We start from the raw sequence: 14,402 nt of genomic DNA on the forward strand, positions 1-14,402 counted from the left end.
TGAAAATCTGTTTGAGATAAAGTCTTATTTGACAATGGCTTGCATCTTTGTGGGCCGTGCAGACTTTATTTTGACCGGTCACAGGAAGCTTTTCATGAGCGAGCTGACAACAGCAGACACGACCTTGGCGACCCCACTTCGCACCTGGTTGATCGAACACCTCGCGCAGCTACTGGGCGCGAGCGTGGCGGAAATCGACACCCTAGGCGACGAGGAAAATCTGCTTGGTTGCGGGTTGGATTCGATCCGCCTGATGTACCTGCAGGAGCGCCTGCGCAGTCACGGATTACACATCGATTTCGCCCAGCTCAGTGCCCAGCCGTGCCTCGCCGCGTGGCTGGCGTTGCTGCACGGGCAGACCCTGCGCAGCGCGGTGGCAACGGCAATCGTACCGACGGCCGTGCCCGAGGAAAGCTTTGAACTCAGTGCGGTGCAGCAAGCCTACTGGCTGGGGCGTGGCGCGGCTGAAGTGCTGGGCAATATCAGTTGTCACGCCTGGCTGGAATTCGATTGCCGCGGCATCGACCCACAGCGCCTTGAGTCCGCCGTACGTCTGCTGCAGGCCCGGCATCCGATGCTGCGGGCCAGCTTCAATGACGGTCGCCAGCGCATTCTGCCGTCGTCGACGCAGCCGCTGTTCGACCTGCAGGACTGGCGCCAACAGTCCCCACACGCCGCCCAACACGCCTGGGAAACACTGCGCCATTGGCGCTCGCACCAGTGCCTGGCGGTAGAGGCCGGGCAGGTGATGCTGGTGGGTCTGGTGCAGTTCCCCGAAGGCCGCGACCGGGTTTGGCTCAGTGTTGATTTGCTGGCTGCCGACGTCGAGAGCCTGCGCCTGCTGATGGCCGAACTTGGCCAGGCCTACCAGGCGCCAGCGTCACTGGCACCAGCGCCGACCTTGCACTTTGCCGATTACCTCAAGCGTCGCCAGCAGCGCCGTGCCCAGGCCTACGCCGTGGACCGCGAGTACTGGTGCCAGCGCCTGGCGCAGTTGCCCGATGGCCCGGCGTTGCCCCTGGCCTGTGCGCCCGAGTCGATCCGCGAACCGCGTTTCAGTCGCCAGGCCTATGTGCTCAGCACCGCGGAAGCCGAACGCCTGCAAGCCCAGGCCAGCCACCACGGGCTGACCTTGTCCTGCGTGTTTGCCACGGCTTTCAATGCCGTATTGGCGCGTTGGAGTACGCACTCGACGTTCTTGCTCAACGTACCGTTGTTCGACCGTCACGACGACCAACAGCCAGTCGATCAGGTGATTGCCGACTTCACCACCTTGCTGCTGGTGGAGTATCAGGATGCGCCGCAGTTGCCGTTCGCCGAAGCGGTACAACGCTTTCAGCGCAGCCTGCACACGGCCATCGACCATTCGGCCTTTCCTGCCCTTGAGGTGTTGCGCGAAGCACGGCGCCAGGGGCATCCACGTGCGGCGCCGGTGGTGTTTTCCAGCAACCTGAGTGAGTCGGCGTTTGTCCCGGCGAGCTTTCGCGAGGTGTTTGGCGACCTGCACGACATGCTCTCGCAAACCCCGCAGGTGTGGCTCGATCACCAGCTCTACCGGGTCGAAGACGGTGTGTTGCTGGCCTGGGACAGCATCACCGAGCTGTTTGCCGAAGGTGTGCTCGAGGCGATGTTCCAAGCCTACATCGAACTGCTGCAGCGCCTCGCCGACAGTGACTGGAACCTGGCGCAGCCGGTGTTGCTGCCGCTTGCGCAGCAGGCCCGACGCGCGCGCCAGAACAGCGTGCCAGCGTTGGCGACGGGGCGTGGGTTGCTTGAGGACTTTTTCCGCCACAGTGAGCAGTACAGGGATGACCTGGCGTTGATCTGCGGCGAGCAGCGCTGCACCTACGGCGAACTGGCCACGCGTTCACTGCGGGTCGCCGCCGGGCTGCTGGAGGCCGGCATGCGTCAGGGCGAGGCGGTGGAAATCTGCCTGCCACGCGGCATCGAGCAGATTGTTGCGGTGTTTGGCGTGCTCGCGGCAGGGGGTTGCTACGTCCCGGTCGACACCGCACAACCCCCGGCACGTCGGCGCCTGATCGAAGCATCGGCAGGCATCAGCCTGGTGATTACCGAGCACGCGCCAAGCGCCAGCGCTGACAGCCCGGCGTTGCGCTGGCTGGACCTGACGCAGCTGCAGCAGTCGGCGCCGCTGGCAGCGCCGCGTGCCGTCGCCGCGCAGTCGAGCGCCTACGTGATCTACACCTCGGGCTCCACTGGCGTGCCCAAGGGTGTCGAGGTCAGCCATGCTGCGGCGATCAACACCCTCGATGCGCTGCAGGCAGAACTTAAGGTCAACCCAGGCGATTGCATGCTGGCAGTGTCGGCCCTGGATTTCGACCTGTCGGTGTACGATCTGTTTGGCGTGCTGGGGCAGGGCGCACGCCTGGTGTTGCTGCAGCCTGAAGAAACCCGCGACGCTGCACGCTGGGCGCAGTTGATTGCCGAGCACCGGGTGAGCCTGTGGAACTCGGCCCCGGCGCTGCTGGAAATGGCCCTGGGCATTGCCGCTGGCGACTGTCGCTATCACAGCCTGCGGGCGGTGTTGCTCTCCGGTGACTGGATTGCCCTGGACCTCGCCGCACGCCTGCGCCAGCACGCCACGCCGCAGTGCCGGGTGTACGGCCTGGGCGGCGCCACCGAGGCCGGGATCTGGTCGAACCTGCACAGCATCGATGAGGTGCCGAGCCACTGGCCGTCGATTCCCTATGGCAAGCCCCTGGCTGGCCAGGCTTATCGAGTGGTGGATGCTGACGGCCGTGATGTCCCCGACCAGGTGGTGGGGCAACTGCTGATTGGCGGTGCCAGCCTGGCGCGGGGTTACCGCAATGATCCGCAACTGACCGCCCAGCGCTTTCGCAGTGACGAGCGTGGCCGCTGGTACCACACCGGCGACCGTGGGCGCTTCTGGGGCGATGGCACCATCGAGTTTCTTGGGCGGATCGACCAGCAGGTCAAAGTACGCGGGCAACGTATCGAACTGGGCGAGATCGAGGCGGCGCTCAGTGCCCATCCGCTGGTCGAGAGTGCCTGCGCCGCGGTCTTGCCCGGCGCGGTTGCCAGGCTTGGCGCAGTGTTGGTGATGAGCGCGCCGGTGGTCGATGCAACTGAAGGTGCGCTGCAAGGGCCGTCACTGCTGGAAGACACCCTGCAGGCTGAAGTGCGCGTCACGCAAGCGTTGCTGCAACGCGTGCTGCAAGGGCCGCCGCTGCCGGAACATGCGCTACTCGACACCTGGCGTCAGTGGCTGCACCACCAACCTGATACGGCGTTGAGCTTGGCTGACGCCCTGGCGCAACTGGGCTGGCGTGAAACCGACCTGCAGGCGATGGTTGCCTCGCTGCAGGTGCTGCTGGCCAGCGAAGGCGGTGCTTCCGAGCTGCTGTTCGACCCGTTGCTGGCGCCGCAGGCCATGGCCCTGAACTTGCCGGCCGGGCGTCAGCTGCTGGATGCGCTGAGCCTTGCCTTGCAGCCCAGCAATGCAGAAGACGGGCCGCTGAAGCTGGCGGTGCTGGATGTCCGCGGCGGGCAGTTGCTGGATCAATGGCTCGCGCACCTGGACCCAGGCGCGTTGCACATCACGGTGTTCGACAGCAGCCCGGGCCTGTTGGCCGCGGTTGGCGAAAAGCACCCGCGTATCACCCGCCAGTTATTGGCCGACGGCCTGCTACCCGCCGAACACTGGTCGCAGTACGACGTGGTAATCAGCTTTGCTGCCTTGCACAGCTATGCGCAACCCGCTGACTGCCTGCAGTTGGCCCAGGGGCTGCTGAAGCCGAACGGCCGCCTGTTGCTGGCCGATCTGCTGCGTGAATCGCCGCTGGGGCTGATCAGCGCGGCATTGCTCGACAGCCGTCCGCCGCTGTTACCCGATCCCGCGCAGATGGCCCGGCTCTTGGCGCAGGGCGGCTTTGCCGAGCTGCAGTGCCTGTGGCAGAACCCGGCGATGGTGCTGGTCAGTGCCAAGGCCGCAAGCGCTGCGCTGAACCGCGACACCCTGCAGCAGTGGCTGCAGCAGCGCTTACCGCAGGCGATGCAGCCCGAACACCTGGCCTGTCTGCCGCGCCTTGCACTGAATGCCAACGGCAAGGTCGACCGTGCGCGCCTGCAGACGGCCTTGAGCGAGGCGGTGCAGCGTCAGCAGCCAGCGAGCAGTGATGACGGCGACTTGAGCCCGGCCCTGCAACCGCTGGCCGCTTGTTGGGAGGCCGTCTTGGGACGCCCGGTGCGCAGCAACCAAGGCAGCTTTTTCAGCCTCGGTGGCGACAGCTTGCTGGCCACCCGCTTGCTGGCCCGTGTGCGTGAACAACTGGGCGTCAGCCTGCGCATGAGTGATTTCTATCTGCAGCCCACCTTGCAGGGCATGGCCGCGCTGCTCGCATGCAGTGCTGATCTTGAGGAGGGCGTGCTATGAGCCTGGATGATGTGTTGCACATTTGCCGTGAACGCCAGATCGAACTCTGGGCAACGGCAGGCAAACTGCATTTTCGCGCACCGCAGGGTGCACTCGACCCGGTCTTGGCCGAGCGTATTCGCAGCCAGCGTGAAGCGTTGATGGCGCATCTGTCGTCGCGCGCCAGCTGGCGCTCGCAACCTGAACAGGCGCTGCAGCCCTTTGCCCTGAGTGCAGTGCAGGGCGCCTATGTGCTGGGGCGCAACCCGGCGTTCGACTACGGTGGCACGGCCTGCCACCTGTATGTCGAATACCCGTGGCCGGCTAACGTCGACTGCGAGCAACTGAACCAGGCCTGGAACGCTTTGGTACAGCGCCACCCGATGTTGCGCGCGGTGGTGCAAGACAACAGCCGCCAGTGCGTACAGGCCCAGGTGCCGCGCCAACAGCTGCCGCTGCATGACTTGCGTCAGGCCACCCGCGAGGCGTTCGAAGCCCACCTGCAGCAGGTGCGTGAACGCCTCGATCATGCCTGTCATGCCCTGGACCAGTGGCCGATTCTGCTACCCGAGCTGAGCCTGGGCGCCGAACGGACGGTACTGCACTGTTCGGTGGATTTCACCCTGCTCGACTACGCCAGCCTGCAATTGCTGCTGGTGGAACTGACCCAGCGCTACCTGGAGCCGACACGCCAGTGGCCGGAACTGGAAGCGACGTTCCGCGACTACCTGGTGCATGAGCAAGAGGCCCGCAAAGGTGCGGACTGGCAGCGCGACAAGGACTGGTGGCTGGCGCGCCTGGACAGCCTGCCTGGGCGCCCGGACTTGCCCCTGAGCGATGATGCTGGCATCCGTTCCACGCGCTTCGAGCATCACCATGGCACCTTGAGCACCACGCAGTGGAACAGCCTGTGTGCCACGGCCAGTGCCCAGGGCCTGAGTGCCGCGGGCGTGACTCTGGCAGCATTCGCCGAGGTGATCGGGCGTTGGAGCCAGAGCGCCGATTTTTGCCTGAACCTCACCGTACTCAACCGGCCGAATCTGCACCCCGAATTGGGCCAGGTGGTGGGCGACTTCACCGCCTTGAGCCTGCTCGCAGTGCAGGGCGGCAAGGGTGCGGACTTCATTCAGCGGGCGCGGCGCATCGGCGCACAGTTGTTCGAAGACCTCGACCACAGCCGTTTTACCGGGGTCGATGTGTTGCGCGAACTGGCGCGGGAGCAGGGGCGCGGTGCGGACCTGATGCCGGTAGTGTTCACCAGTGGTATCGGTAGCGTCGAGCGCCTGCTGGGAGAAACCGCGCGGCTGTTGCATCCGCCCAGCTACATGATCAGCCAGACGCCTCAGGTGTGGATCGATTGTCAGGTCAGCGATCAGTACGGCGGCTTGCAGATTGGCTGGGACGTGCGCGTCGGCGTGCTGCCCGAGGGCATGGCCGCGCAGATGTTCGCGGCCTACCTCAGCCTGTTGCAACGTCTGGCCGAGGATGCACACCTGTGGCAGGCCAGCGGCGATATCGTCCTCCCGCAACAGCAGGCGCCGCGCTTGCACGGTGAAGTTGCGCGCGCCTGCAACATCGCCAGCGGCTTTGCCCAGCAGGCTTTGCGCACGCCGGATGCGCGAGTGATCAGCGACCGTGACGGCCACTACAGTTACCGCCAGGTGGCGCAGCGGGCTGCAGCCGTGCGTGCAGCGTTGGAAGCAATGGGCCTGGCGCCAGGGGCGCGGGTGGCGGTGATGCTGCCGAAAAGCGCCTGGCAACTGATGGCGGTGCTGGGCATCAACCAGATGGGCGCTGCCTATGTGCCGGTAGACATCCGCCAACCGGTCCTGCGCCGCGAAGCGATTTTGCGCGATGCTGGCATTGCTGCGGTTATCTGCCTTGAAGACGAAGCATTGCCGACGGCCCTGGACTTGCCACGCATTGCCATCGACAGCCTGCTTGCCGACACTCACTGGCCGCCCCGCGAGCCGTGCGCTGTGCTCGCCGATGACCTGGCTTACATCATCTATACCTCCGGCTCCACCGGCACACCCAAGGGGGTGATGCTCAGCCATGGTGCGGTGGTCAATACCCTGGACGACATCAACCAGCGCTACGGCGTCAACGCAGCCGACCGGGTGCTGGGCCTGGCGGAGTTGAGTTTCGACCTGTCGGTGTACGATTTTTTCGGCGCGACAGCGGTGGGCGCGCAAGTGGTGCTGCCAGACCCGGAACGAGGCGCCGACCCTTCACACTGGGCGCAGCTGATGCGCGAGCACGGCGTGACCTTGTGGAATTCGGTACCGGCCCAGGGGCAGATGTTGATGGATTACCTGGAGACGGAACCGGCAACGCTGCCCGGACCGCGCTGTGTGATGTGGTCGGGCGACTGGATCCCGACCACCTTGCCGACCCGCTGGTGGCAGCGCTGGCCTGACAGCCAGTTGTTCAGCCTGGGCGGTGCGACCGAAGCGGCGATCTGGTCGGTGGAGCATCCGATCCGTCCTGCCGACACACAGTTGCCGAGCATTCCCTATGGCCGCGCACTCAAGGGCCAGACCCTCGAAGTGCTCGACAGCTTCGGCCGGCAGTGCCCGCTGGGGGTCCGTGGCGAGATTCACATCGGCGGCCTGGGCCTGGCCCTGGGCTATGCCGAAGACCCGCAGCGTACTGCCGAACGCTTTATCACCCATGCCAGCGGACGGCGCTTGTACCGTACCGGCGATCAGGGGCGCTACCTGAACGAAGACGGTCTGATCGAGTTTCTCGGGCGTCAGGACGATCAGGTCAAAATCCGTGGGCATCGCATCGAACTGGCAGAAATTGATGCTGGCTGGCTTGCCCATCCAAAGCTGGCCGCCAGCACCACGGTGGTGGTGGGCGAACGTCATGAGCGCGCGTTGTGCAGTTTTGTCACTGTGCACAGCGCAGCGCCAGACAGACAACGCGTCTACGCAGAATTGTCAGCGGTTACCGCGGCGGCGCGCCAAACCCTGGAACAGGCAGATTTCGGTCCACGCAAGCAGATTCAGGCAGCGCTGTCGGCACTCGACCACGCGGCCGAGGTGTCGCTGCTGCACTGGCTGGCGGGCAGTGGCTTGCTGGGCCGCGAACAGCCGCTGGAGTTTATCCCGCTGTGTCAGGCGCTCAAGCTGCAGCCCGGGCAGCATCGCCTGTTACAACATTGGTTGACGTTGTTGACCGACAGCGCCTACCTGCAACGCCACAGCACAGGTTGGCGCTGCCTGGTGGAGCCGGGCGATTTCGATCAGACCGGGGCCTGGGCGCACTTTGCCGCGCTGGCGCCGGCAGCGCTGTGGCCTGAAGCCCTGGTGGACTACCTGCAAAGCAGCGCCACGCAACTGGCCGCGCAACTGCAGGGCCAGTTGAGCCCGGCAAGCCTGATGTTTCCGCAAGGCTCGGCACATATCGCCGAGGCCATGTACAGCCGTGGCGTGCATGCCCAGGTCTTGCACCAGGCCATGGCCGAGGCGATCGGCGCCATCGTTGGCCGTGAGCGTCAGCGCAGCTGGCGGATTCTTGAAGTCGGCGCCGGCACGGGTGCGGCCAGTGCCTCGATCATTCCGGCGCTGGCGCCGTTGGCCGCGGCCGGTGTGCAGATTGACTACCTGTTCTCCGATGTTTCCAGCTACTTCCTCAACGCCGCACGTGAGCGCTACGCCGCTTACCCGTGGGTGCGCTTTATGCACTTTGACATGAACAAACCGGCCTGCGAGCAAGGGCTGCAGGCCGGTTCTGTCGATCTGCTGCTCAGTTCCGGGGCGCTGAACAACGCCCTGGATACTCCGCGCCTGCTCAGTGAACTGCGCCAGTTGCTGCAGGCCGATGCCTGGCTGGTGATCCAGGAACTGACCCGCGAACACCGCGAAATCAGCATCAGCCAGAGCCTGATGATGGAGACCCCCGAGGACTTGCGCGCGGCCAATGGTCAGTTGTTCGTGCACACCCGGCAGTGGCTGGACTGGCTCAACAGCGAAGCAGGGGACGCTGCCCAGTCGCTGGCCTCGTCCAGCAGTGTGCTGGCGCTGCTGGGCTACGACGTGTTGGTGGCGCGGATGAAAACTGACCGGCCGCGGTTGTCTGCCCAGGCCTTGCTCGCCTTCATAGCCGAGCGCGTGCCGCGCTACATGGTGCCGTCGCAGGTGCGGGTGCTGGAGCGCCTGCCGGTAACGGCCAATGGCAAGATCGACCGGCGCGCCTTGACCCTCTTGGCGCAACAGCGTCAGGTGGAGGCGGTACGCCAGGTCACGGTCGAGGTCGGCGATGCATTGGTCCAGCGCCTGATCGGCCACTGGCAACGGGTGCTTGATTGCGACGGGTTGTCGGCGGATCAGGACTTCTTCGCTGCCGGTGGCGACTCGCTGCTGATTGCACAATTGATTGCCGGCCTGCGCGAGCAGGAACCTCTGGCCCGCGAACATCCCTTTGACCGCCTGCTGCGCTGGGCGCTGAGCCAGCCGACGCCGGCGGGCCTGGCGCAGCGTTTGCGCACTGAATCGAGCAGCGCGCCAGCGGCACCTGCTGCGCGCGAAGCAGTGACGTGGGAGGCGACCAGCCGAGCGCCGTTGGCCGGACGTCGGTCAGTGGATGCGCTTAGCGTGCTGGCCGATGGTGAAGGTATCGCCCGGGTGCTGGTGCATGAAGGCCTCGGCACGCTGTTGCCTTATCGCGGGTTGATTGCCGAGCTGGCGGGTAGTGGTCCGTTGCTGGGTTTGGCGGTACACGACAGCGAAGACTACCTGCGCCTGCCCGCACAGCACGTGAATACGACCTTGGGTAAACGCTATGCCCAGGCCTTGTGGGACAGCGGCCGACGCCGCTTCGACCTTCTCGGCTACTGCTCTGGCGGGCTGGTGACCCTGGAGCTGGCCAAGGCCTTGCTGCAGTTGGGGGCCGACGTGCGTCAGCTGGACATTGTCTCCAGCTACCGCATTCCGTATCGGGTCGACGATGAATTACTGATTCTGCACAGCTTCGCCGCCACCTTGGGCCTGGACGCCGAAGCCCTCGGCCTGCCGTCTGCCGAGCTGCTGCAGGCAGCGCTGACCCAGGTGTTGCAGGACTCACCGCAGCACCTGACGGCGGGCAGCCTGAGTGCGTTGTTGCCGAACGTCGACGCGGTGCTGCTCAAGTCGCGGGTGCTGGCCGCTGCCAGCGGCATTGCCGACGAGCAGTTGTACCGGGTATTTGCCCATTCGGTACGGGCCAGTCATTACAGCGACGGTGCCCCGTATGCCGGGGCGCTACGGCTGTTTGTGCCGAGTGTTGGCAACCCGCTGATTGCCGATCACCAGGCCAGCTTACGCCACTGGTGGCAAGCGGCATCGCTGGCCCCGCTGACCGTGCAGACCCTGCACGCCAACCACTTCGATTGCCTGAACACCGGGCTCAGTCGTTACTTGCTGGAGGCGTCACGCCCATGAGCACCCCTGTTAAAACCCTGGTAGTGGGTTCGCGATTTGGCCAGTTCTACGCCGCTGGCGTGTCCGCCGCCGAGCACCTTGAACTGGTGGGCGTGCTGGGCCAGGGCAGTGGCCGTTCACAGGCGTTGGCCCGGCATCTGCAAGTACCGTGTTTCAACGCCCTCGAGCAGGTGCCCGACGACACCCGCCTGGCCTGCGTCGCGGTGGGCGGTGCTGCGCGCGGCGAGCAAGGCCCGGCGTTGGCGCAAGCGCTGATGGCCCGTGGCATCGATGTGTTGATCGAGCATCCGCTGTTGCCGCAGGAGTGGCAAGCGCTGCTGCGCTGCGCGGCGCAGTTGCAACGGCGTTGCCTGCTCAACAGTTTTTATCCGCAACTGCCATGTGTGGCGCAGTTCATCGAACTGGGTCAGCGCTTGCATCGTCAGCAGGGTATTCGCCACATCGAGGTCAACTGCGCGGTGCAGGTCAGCTTCGCGACCCTGGAGGTAGTGGCGGCGCTGCTGGAATCGGTAGGGCCGTGGTCGCTGGACAACATCGCCCCGGCCTTGTCGCCGTGGCGCGATATCAGTCTGGTGATGGCGGAGGTGCCGCTGTCGCTGCGCGTGCTCAACGAACTGACTGCGGCAGATGACGGGCGCATGCAGTTTTTGCAGCGCATCAGCCTGGCCACCGACAGCGGTACGTTGCTGCTTGCCTCGCCGCAGGGGCCACTGCTATGGATGCCGGCTGTGCGGGCACCGGCTGAGAACAGCGAAGGCCTGTTTGATTTCAGCGGCGCGGCATTGCCGTGCGCAGAAGTGCTGCTGAACGCCAGCAGCGACTGGGCGCAGGTGTACCGCCAGGTCTGGCCGCAGGCCGCAGCCCGTGCCCTGCAGCCGTTAATGGATGGCAAGGGCCTGGCGCGTCTGCAACAGCGCAGCCTGGAGGTGGTCGGGCTGTGGCAGCAGATCACCGCCGCCCTCGGTTTTCCCGAAACGCCTGCCCAGGCGTTGCCTGCAGCCAGCCTGGCGCAGGCGCTGGACGGTTACCGATGAGCCTGCTGGGGCCTGAGTTACGCGCACTGTTGCAGCCGTTTCAGCGACGCTTGTGGCTGGCGGTGGCACTGCAGGCGGTCGCTGGGATCAGTTCGCTGCTGCCGCTGGTGGCTTTGGCACAACTGGCACCCAGCCTGCAGCAGGCGCCGCCGCTGGCGCCAGCGGTGTTTGGCTGGGTGGTGGTGGCGGTACTTGGCGCGGTGCTGTGGTTATCAGGCCAGACCCTGGCCTTGCACCTGACCCACGAGGTTGACGCCGACCTTTGTGATCGCCTGCGGGTGCGCCTGGCCGAGCACCTGCAACGCTTGCCGCTGGGCTGGTTCGCACGCCTGGGGCCGGATGCTGTCAGCCGTTACGCCGAGCAGGATGTACGGGCGCTGCATCAACTGGTGGCGCATGCGCCCACCGACCTGGTCAACCTGCTGCTGATCCCGCTGGCGACCCTGGGGTACCTGCTGTACAGCGACAGCACCCTGGCGCTTTGGTGCCTGCTGCCGCTGGGGTTGGGTGCGCTGGGCTACTGGCGCCTGGCGTCGGCGCACTATCGCGCTGACGTGGAACAGCGCAATGCGGCGATCCAGCGGTTGTTCAGCGACTACGGCGAATTCGCCGCCAACCTGGGGCTGGTGCGGCAATTTCCGGGGGCGGGGATCGACCAGCGCATGCACCAGGCCGTGCAGCAGTTCGATCAGCGTTTCAGCCACTGGGTGAGTCGCGCCGGGCATATGGCGGCGTTGATCCAGGTGTTGCTCAGCGCACCGTGGCTGCTGGCCTGGGTGGTGTTGGGCGCCTTGTTGTTGGGCGTCAACGAGTTGGGCGCAGCGCAACTGTGCGCGTTTGTGTTGTTGGTCCGTGCGATGGCGGCACCGGTGCTGGCCCTGGGGCACGGCTTCGATGCGCTCAACAATGCCCGGGTCAGCGCCCAACGCCTGCAGGCGCTGTTGAGTACCGCACCGCTGGCCGAGCCCAGTGCGCCGCAAAGCCCCAAGGACGCCAGCGTGGAATTGCGCGATGTGTACTTCGCCCACGGCGTGCAACAGGTGCTGACGGCGATCAACCTGCGCTTGCAACCCGGCACCACCACGGCGCTGGTGGGGCCGTCGGGCGCAGGTAAAAGCACGTTGGCCGGCTTGATTGCGCGGTTCATGGACGTAGACCGCGGGCAGGTGCTGGTTGGCGGGGTGGATGTCCGGCACATCGCCAGCCAGCGATTGCAGCAGCAGTTGGCGCTGGTGTTTCAGCACAGCGCGGCGCTGCGCCTGTCGCTGGCGCAGAACATTGCCCTGTACCGGCCTGAAGCAAGCCTGGCGCAGATCCGTCAGGCGGCGCAGGCCGCGTGTCTGGACCCATGGATCATGGCCTTGCCCAACGGCTATGCGAGTGTTGCTGGCGATGACGTGCAACTAAGTGGTGGCGAGCTGCAACGGTTGGCCATCGCCCGTGCGTTGCTGTCGAGTGCGCCGATCATGCTGCTGGATGAGCCGACCTCAGCGCTCGATCCGCAGACCGAGCGGGCGTTGCGCGCCGCCTTGTTTGACCAGGCGGTGGGGCGTACCCGGCTGATCGTTGCGCACCGGCTGGAAACCATCCGCCACGCCGAGCAGATCCTGGTGCTGTGTGACGGCCGGATTGTGCAGCGCGGATGCCATCAGGATTTGCTGGCCACGGAGGGCCTTTACCGTCAGTTGTGGCGCGAACAGCTGCCGCGCGTTGATCAATTGGAGCCTCTGTTATGAGCTTTTTTTCGCCCCTGCGGCATTTGCCGGACGCCACTCGCCGCGTGCTGCGTGGCGCCTTGACCTGGATGGTGCTGGCCGCCGTGCTCGACGGACTGGCGGGGTTGGCGTTGGTGCCGCTGATACTGGCCTGGTTCGACGGCGCGCCTGCCGACGTGTTGCGCAGCGCAGGGCTGTTGTTGGGGCTGACGCTGCTCCACGCACTAATAAGCTACGCCGCGCAACGTCGTGGCTACCTGGCCGGTGCAAGCCTGGCGGCGGGCCTGGTAGGGCGTTTGCTGACGCATTTGCCACGCCTGCCCATGACGCGGCAACGCGACTTGCACGGGTTGGTGCGCGGGCCGGTGTTCAACAGCATGGGGATTCCCGCGCACCTGTTGGCGCCGTTGATCAGCGCCCTGGTCACGCCGACGGTGGTGGTGCTCGGCTTAGGCCTGATCGAGTGGCGTCTGGCAGGGGTGTTGGCGCTGGCCTACCTGCCGTTGTTCGCCTTGTTGCGCTGGGCCGGGCAGCGCAGCCTGGCGCTGGAGCACCAGCGCCAGGCGGTGGATCGTCACGCCGGACAATTGCTGCAGACTTTCGCCGAGCAGCAAGCGCTGTTTCGCAGCGCCGGTAAGGCCAGTCAGGTCCAGGCCGCCTTGCACGAGGCGCTGCATCAACAGCATCAAGCCACGCGCTTGCTCAACCGTCGCGCATTGCCCGCCAGCCTGGGCTTTGTCGGCGCGCTGCAGTTGCTGTTCGCACTGGTACTGGTTGGTGGTGTACTGGCGGTGGCGGGTGGTTATCTGCAAGGGCCGCTGTTGGTCGCGGTGCTGGTGTTACTGGTGCGCTTTATCGAGCCGCTGTCGCAACTGGCGCAACTGGATCAGGCCTTGCGCATGGCCTGGCAGGCGTTGTCGCAGGTGCTGGCCGTGTTGGGCAGCGCCACGCTGCACAGCCCTGAGCCTGGCCTGCAGCCACGCGATGCCAGCCTGCAGTGCCAGGCCTTGAACGGCTACGGCGACAACGGTGAACACCTGCTCAAGGACCTCGACGTACAGTGTGCTGCGGGCAGTTTCACGGCCATTGTCGGCCCTTCGGGGGCTGGCAAAAGCACGCTGTTGGCATTGCTCGGCCGACGCATGGACCCGCAGGCTGGCGAGGTGCGCCTGGGGCAGGTGGACATTCGCCAATTGAGCGAGCACACCCTTGCCACTCACCTGGCCCAGGTGTTCCAGCACAGCGGCCTGTTTGCCGGCAGCCTGTTGTGGAACGTCAGCATGGCGCGGCCCGAGGCCACTGCGGCGCAATTGCTGCAGGCCGCTGAAGCCGCGGCGCTGGACGAGGTGCTCGACAACCTGCCCGATGGCTGGCTCAGCGAAGTCGGCCCGGGGGGCGCGTTGCTCTCTGGTGGTCAACGCCAACGGGTGGGCTTGGCGCGGGCGCTGCTGTCACCCGCGCCGGTTCTGCTGCTGGACGAGCCCACCGCCAACCTTGATGCGCGCAGTGAAGCGCGGGTCAGTCGCAGCCTGCGCGCGTTGCAGGGTCGACGCACGCTGGTGCTGGTGTCGCACAACCCGGCGCTGGTGCGCGATGCCGATCAGATTCTGGTGCTTGAAGGTGGTCGCTTGAGCGGCTGCGGCAGCCATGAACAACTGCTGGCCACGCACCCCTGGTATGGGCAATTCGTTGCGCAACAGCGCATCGACGGTTAAGTGCATTTGTGCCGGGCAGCCATTGAAAAAGTCATTAAATCGAAAAAACCTACCCGGCATTTACAGGATACTAATGAGAATTATTATCGAAATTGGGGCGGGGCGATGTTTCACCAGCA

General features: G+C 65.5%; 5 protein-coding genes. All 5 read left to right on the plus strand.

The window, feature by feature from the left end:
* Positions 1–94 precede the first annotated feature (94 nt).
* From ACVWSC_RS11495 to ACVWSC_RS11515, 5 genes are read left to right on the plus strand one after another with little or no spacing between them, the layout of a single operon-like run.
* Positions 95–4,414 carry an amino acid adenylation domain-containing protein gene (locus ACVWSC_RS11495; RefSeq protein ID WP_442113750.1) on the plus strand — a complete coding sequence of 1,440 codons (4,320 nt, stop codon included), beginning with the start codon at positions 95–97 and terminating at the stop codon, positions 4,412–4,414.
* Positions 4,411–9,819, plus strand: coding sequence for a non-ribosomal peptide synthetase (locus ACVWSC_RS11500; protein WP_442113751.1), 5,409 nt, complete (start codon positions 4,411–4,413; stop codon positions 9,817–9,819). Before ACVWSC_RS11495 ends, ACVWSC_RS11500 begins: the two co-directional genes overlap by 4 nt.
* Positions 9,816–10,853, plus strand: coding sequence for a Gfo/Idh/MocA family oxidoreductase (locus ACVWSC_RS11505; RefSeq protein WP_442113752.1), 1,038 nt, complete (start codon positions 9,816–9,818; stop codon positions 10,851–10,853). Before ACVWSC_RS11500 ends, ACVWSC_RS11505 begins: the two co-directional genes overlap by 4 nt.
* The gene (locus ACVWSC_RS11510; RefSeq protein WP_442113753.1) at positions 10,850–12,589 is read left to right on the plus strand and encodes an ABC transporter ATP-binding protein; all 1,740 of its coding nucleotides are present in this window, start codon (positions 10,850–10,852) and stop codon (positions 12,587–12,589) included. Before ACVWSC_RS11505 ends, ACVWSC_RS11510 begins: the two co-directional genes overlap by 4 nt.
* Complete coding sequence (locus tag ACVWSC_RS11515) at positions 12,586–14,283, plus strand: ABC transporter ATP-binding protein (RefSeq protein WP_442113754.1); 1,698 nt, start codon at positions 12,586–12,588, stop codon at positions 14,281–14,283. Before ACVWSC_RS11510 ends, ACVWSC_RS11515 begins: the two co-directional genes overlap by 4 nt.
* Positions 14,284–14,402 lie beyond the last annotated feature (119 nt).

This window comes from Pseudomonas sp. NUPR-002 (genome assembly GCF_056322725.1).

Coding starts and splice junctions, on each gene's coding strand:
- ACVWSC_RS11510 (WP_442113753.1), top strand. CDS start 10,850: ATGAGCCTGCTGGGGCCTGAGTTACGCGCACTGTTGCAGCCGTTTCAG.
- ACVWSC_RS11500 (WP_442113751.1), top strand. CDS start 4,411: ATGAGCCTGGATGATGTGTTGCACATTTGCCGTGAACGCCAGATCGAA.
- ACVWSC_RS11495 (WP_442113750.1), top strand. CDS start 95: ATGAGCGAGCTGACAACAGCAGACACGACCTTGGCGACCCCACTTCGC.
- ACVWSC_RS11505 (WP_442113752.1), top strand. CDS start 9,816: ATGAGCACCCCTGTTAAAACCCTGGTAGTGGGTTCGCGATTTGGCCAG.
- ACVWSC_RS11515 (WP_442113754.1), top strand. CDS start 12,586: ATGAGCTTTTTTTCGCCCCTGCGGCATTTGCCGGACGCCACTCGCCGC.